At 74.2% G+C, this 5,033-nt stretch carries 4 protein-coding genes; all 4 read right to left on the reverse strand.

Going from position 1 to position 5,033, the window contains the following annotated elements; all coding sequences use genetic code 11:
• Positions 1-140: 140 nt before the first annotated feature.
• The 4 genes from trpC to ACIRBX_RS20300 all read right to left on the reverse strand — a co-directional run bounded on the left by trpC (position 141) and on the right by ACIRBX_RS20300 (position 4,885).
• Positions 141-932 carry an indole-3-glycerol phosphate synthase TrpC gene (trpC, locus tag ACIRBX_RS20285; protein ID WP_402298433.1) on the reverse strand — a complete coding sequence of 264 codons (792 nt, stop codon included), beginning with the start codon at positions 930-932 and terminating at the stop codon, positions 141-143.
• Positions 932-1,987 carry an anthranilate phosphoribosyltransferase gene (gene trpD / locus ACIRBX_RS20290; protein ID WP_402298434.1) on the reverse strand — a complete coding sequence of 352 codons (1,056 nt, stop codon included), beginning with the start codon at positions 1,985-1,987 and terminating at the stop codon, positions 932-934. The genes trpC and trpD overlap by 1 nt, the downstream gene beginning before the upstream one ends.
• Complete coding sequence (locus ACIRBX_RS20295; RefSeq protein WP_402298435.1) at positions 1,980-4,115, reverse strand: NAD(P)-binding protein; 2,136 nt, start codon at positions 4,113-4,115, stop codon at positions 1,980-1,982. The genes trpD and ACIRBX_RS20295 overlap by 8 nt, the downstream gene beginning before the upstream one ends.
• A 71-nt stretch (positions 4,116-4,186) precedes the next feature.
• Positions 4,187-4,885: a YggS family pyridoxal phosphate-dependent enzyme gene (locus tag ACIRBX_RS20300; protein ID WP_402298436.1), complete on the reverse strand. Its 699-nt coding sequence runs from the start codon at positions 4,883-4,885 to the stop codon at positions 4,187-4,189.
• Positions 4,886-5,033 lie beyond the last annotated feature (148 nt).

Here is a 5,033-nt window from a genome sequence, read left to right on the forward strand (position 1 = left end):
GCCCTTGAGCTGCTCGGCCATGCCGCGCTTCACGCGGGCGGTGCCGATCTGCGGCTGGTCAGCGGTGATGGGGGTGGTGGACACGTGTGACCTCATTCGTGCACGGGTGACGGGGAGTCAGCGGATCGGGGAGCAGGGGTTCAGCGGGAGAGCAGGGCCCGGGTGGCCCGCTCGACGTCGGGCTGCCGCATCAGGGTCTCGCCGACCAGGAAGGACGAGATGCCGGCCTTCGCCAGCCGGGCCAGGTCGGCGGCGTCGGCGATGCCGCTCTCACCGATCACCGTCCGGTCGGCCGGGACCAGCGGCATCAGGGTCTCACTGGTCGTCAGGGTGGTCTCGAAGGTCCGCAGGTTGCGGTTGTTGACGCCGATCAGCGGGGAGCGGCGGCGCAGCGCCCGCTCCAGCTCCGGCTCGTCGTGCACCTCGATCACCACGTCCATGCCGAGGCCGAGCGCGGTCTCCTCCAGCTCCTCGGCGGTGGCGTCGTCCACGGCGGCCAGGATCACCAGCACGCAGTCGGCGCCCCAGGCCCGGGCCTCCACCACCTGGTAGGGGTCGAAGAGGAAGTCCTTGCGCAGCGCGGGCAGTGCGACGGCCCCGCGGGCGGCGGCCAGGTGCTCGCGGGCCCCGCCGAAGGACGGACCGTCGGTGAGCACCGAGAGGCAGGCGGCGCCGCCCGCGGCGTAGGCGAGGGCGTGCTCGGCCGGCCGGAAGTCCTCCCGGATCAGGCCCTTGGACGGGCTCTGCCGCTTGATCTCGGCGATCAGCCCGTACTCCCCGAGCTCGGTCCGGCCGCGCAGCGCCGCGTGGAAGCCGCGCGGCGGTTCGGCGGCCTGCGCCAGCTCCAGCAGCTCGGCCGGCGGGACCGCCCGCTTGGCCACGGCGATCTCCTCGCGCTTGTAGGTCTCGATGCGGTGCAGCAGATCGGTCATCAGGGGGTCCGTTCGCTCGGGTCGGTCAGGTGCGACACGCTGACGAGGCTCTCCAGGCGGGCCAGCGCCTCGCCCGAGTCCACCGACTTGGCGGCCAGCAGGAGGCCGTCGGCCAGGTCCTCCGCCCGTCCGGCCACGACCAGCGCGGCGGCCGAGTTGAGCAGGGCCACCTCCCGGTACGGGCCGGGCTCACCGCGCAGCACCGCGCGCAGCGCGGTGGCGTTCTCCTCGGCGTCCCCGCCCCGGAGCTGAGCGGGGGTGACCCGGGTCAGGCCGAGCCGCTCCGGGTCGATCTCGAAGCTGCGGACCCGGCCGTGCTCCAGGGCGGCGACCGAGGTCGGCCCGGTCAGGGTGATCTCGTCCAGGCCGTCGCTGCCGTGCACCACGTAGGCCCGTTCGGAGCCGAGCTCGTGCAGCACCTCGGCGAGCGGCTCCAGCCAGTGCCGGGCGAAGACGCCGATCAGGTGCCGGCGGACCCCGGCCGGGTTGAGCAGTGGGCCGAGCAGGTTGAAGACCGTCCGGGTGCCGAGCTCCACCCGGGTGGCGGCGACGTGCCGCAGCGCCGGGTGGTGGGCCGGGGCGAACATGAAGCCGATCCCGGACTCCGCGACGCAGCGCCCGACCTGACTGGGCGTCAGGTCGACCTGCACGCCGAGCGCCCGCAGCACGTCGGCCGAGCCGGAGCGGGAGGAGAGCGCGCGGTTGCCGTGCTTGGCGACCGGCACCCCGGCCCCGGCCACCACGAGGGCGGCGCAGGTGGAGATGTTGTAGGAGCCCGAGGAGTCGCCGCCGGTGCCGACCACGTCCATCGCGTCGGGCGGCGCGGCCACCCGCAGCATCCGGGTGCGCAGGTGGGAGGCGGCCCCGACGATCTCCTCCACCGTCTCGCCGCGCATCCGCAGGGCCATCAGCAGCGCGCCCATCTGCGAGGCGGTGGCCTCGCCCGAGGTGAGCAGCCCGACGGTGCGGGCCGACTCCTCCCGGGTCAGGTGCTCGCCGTCGGCGAGCCGCCCGAGCACGGACTTCAGGTCGGTGGTGCGGGTGGGATCAGCCACGGTCACGTCCTTCGGTGAGCAGCCGGAGGGTCTCGCTGCCGGGTGGGATCGGCCGGTCCCAGCCGAGTTCGACGTTCTCCCGGCGGAACGGCGTCCAGTCGGTGAGGCCGGTGTCCAGGGTGCGGGCGAACAGGTGCCCGCTGTGCACGGCCGCCGCGATGATGCCCGGCCCGAGGCAGTCGCCGAGCCGGACCACCCGCCGGACGCCGGCCCCGGTCAGCACCTCCGGCGCCAGCGCGGTCAGCTCGTGGTACAGCCCGTCCACCGGCAGGCTGCCGGTGACCAGCACGATCGCGTCGGCCTCGACCGTGCTCTGCCGTCCGGTGAAGACGCAGTCGAGCCGGACCCCGCCGGGCTCGACCGCACCGACCGTGGTGGAGGTGCGGACCTCCGCGCACCGTTCGAGGATCCGCCGCTGGATCGCGCCCTGCTCGGCGGTGTTCTGGGTGTACGAGGAGACCAGGCTGTCCGGGGTGACGAAGACCACCTCGCAGCCCCGGTCGGCCAGCAGCTCGGCCAGCACCCCGCCCATGTAGTAGTGGTCGTCGTCGAAGACCACCACCCGGCCCTCGGGCAGCCGGCCGGCCATCAGGTCGTCGGGGGTGAAGACCGGCAGACCGGCCAGGCCGGGGATCTCGCCGCGGTGGTTGCGGCCGACCCCGTCGGCCCGCCAGCGGGCCCCGGTGGCCACGCCGACCAGCGAGCACTCGGCCTCCAGCACCAGGTCGGCGGTGATCTCGTTGCCGGGCAGCAGCTCGACCCCGGGCAGCCGCTTCAGCCGGCCCAGCCGCCACTCCGCCACCCGCCGCCAGGTCGCCAGGCCGGGCAGCGCGCTCTCCCGCAGCACCCGGCCGCCGAGCTCGCGCTCCCGGTCGGCGAGCAGCACCCGGTAGCCGCGCCGGCCCAGCGAGACGGCGGCCTCCAGCCCGGCGGGGCCGGCGCCGACGATCAGCACGGTGTCGTCGGTGTCCTTGGGCGGCAGGTACTCGGGGTGCCAGCCGCGCCGCCACTCCTCGCCCATGGTCGGGTTCTGGGTGCAGCGCAGTGGCACGCTGAGCTTGTCCGAGGCGACACAGATGTTGCAGCCGATGCACTCGCGGATCTCGTCGAACCGGCCCTCCTCGATCTTCCGCGGCAGGAACGGATCGGCGATCGAGGGGCGGGCCGCGCCGATGAAGTCGAGCGTGCCGCTGCGGATCATCGCCACCATGGTGTCCGGCGAGGTGAACCGGCCGACCCCGACCACCGGTTTGGTGGTCAGCTTCTTGGCGAACCGGACGTGCTCCTGCTGGAAGCCCTCCTGGGCGAACCGCGCGGTCTGCCCGTCCTTCTCGAACGGCGAGAGGTTGACGTCCCACAGGTCCGGCAGCTCGGCCAGCATCTCCAGCACGTCCTCGGCCTCGTCCCGGGGGGTCGGCCCGCTGGCATCGATCAGCGAGCCGACGCCGAGCCGGATCGCCACCGCGCAGGTGTCGCCGACGGCCTCCTTGGCGTCCTCGACCAGCTCGCGCAGCAGCCGGGCGCGGTTCTCCAGGCTGCCGCCGTACTCGTCGGTGCGCTGGTTGTGCCGCCGGGAGAGGAAGTGCGCGGGCAGCGCCATGTCGTGGCCGGCGTAGACGTAGACGATGTCGAAGCCGGCCCGGCGGGCGTTGAGGGCGGCCTCCCGGTGCCAGCGGCGGAAGGCCCGGATGTCGGACTTGTCCATGGCCCGGGCGGTGACCGGGAAGTTGCCCCGGGTGGCGGTCGCACTGGGGGCGATCGGGATCGCCCGGGTGTCCAGGTTCGGCACGAAGGAGCCGTTGTGCGCCAACTCCACGCCGGCCAGCGCTCCGTGGCCGTGGATCTGCTCGGTGGCCCGGGCCAGCACCGGGATGTCCTGGGCGTCCCAGAGCCGGAGCTCGCGCAGGTGGTTGCCCGAGTAGTGGATGTCGCACTGCTCGGTGCAGACCACCGCCCAGCCGCCCTCGGCCTTGACCCCGCGCATGGCGGCCATCGCGCTCGGATAGGCCCGCCCCATGCCGTTGCAGTGGGGCACCTGGAAGAAGCGGTTCTTGGCGGTCACGGGGCCGATCCGTACCGGTTCGAACAGGACGTCGTACCGGGCGGGCCGGTGGTGCGGGGTCTCCACTGCGGGTGATGCCTCCTCTGGCGGGTGACGGGTGGCCGGCGGTCGTTCCTGGAACGGACCCTGACGGTCGCTCAGGCCCGGGAGCCGAAGATCGCGCTGCCCACCCGGACGTGGGTGGCGCCGTGCTCGATGGCCTCGGCGTAGTCCGAACTCATGCCCATGGAGAGGGAGTCGAGCCCGTTGCGCCGGGCCGCCTCGGCCAGCAGGGCGAAGTGCCGGCCGGCCGGCTCGTCGACCGGCGGGATGCACATCAGGCCGGTCACGTCCAGGTCGTACTCGCCCCGGCAGACCTCCAGCAGGGCGTCCAGCTCCTGCGGCAGCACCCCGGCCTTCTGGACCTCGGAGCCGGTGTTGACCTGGATGAACAGCCTGGGCCGGCGCCCCAGTTCGGCGGACCGCCGGGCGATCGCCCGGCAGAGCTCGATCCGGTCCACCGAGTGGATGACGTCGAACAGCGCCACCGCGTCCCGGGCCTTGTTGGTCTGCAGCGGGCCGATCAGGTGCAGCTCGGTCTGCGGGTGGCGCTCGCGCAGGGCCGGCCACTTGCCCTGGGCCTCCTGCACCCGGTTCTCGCCGTAGACCGACTGGCCCGCGGCGATGGCCGGTTCGAGTCCCTCGGCGGTGACGGTCTTGGAGGCCGCGACCAGGGTGACCGAGGCGGGGGAGCGCTGCGCCCGGACGCAGGCCGCCGCCAGCTCGGCGCGCACCTCGGCGAGACCGACGGCGGGATCGGGCCGACCGGTGACCACTGCGGCTGCTGTGACGTTCATGGGGACCTCTCTCGATCGGCGGAGCGGGGGGGGGGGGCCCCGGGGGGGGGGGGGGGGCCCCCGGGGGGGGCCCCCCCGGGGGCGGGGGGGGCCCCGGCCCCCCCCCCCCGCCCCCGGGGGGTGGGCCCGCAACAAGCACCCCCCCGGG

The organism is Kitasatospora sp. NPDC096147 (assembly GCF_044763225.1).
GTDB lineage: Bacteria > Actinomycetota > Actinomycetes > Streptomycetales > Streptomycetaceae > Kitasatospora.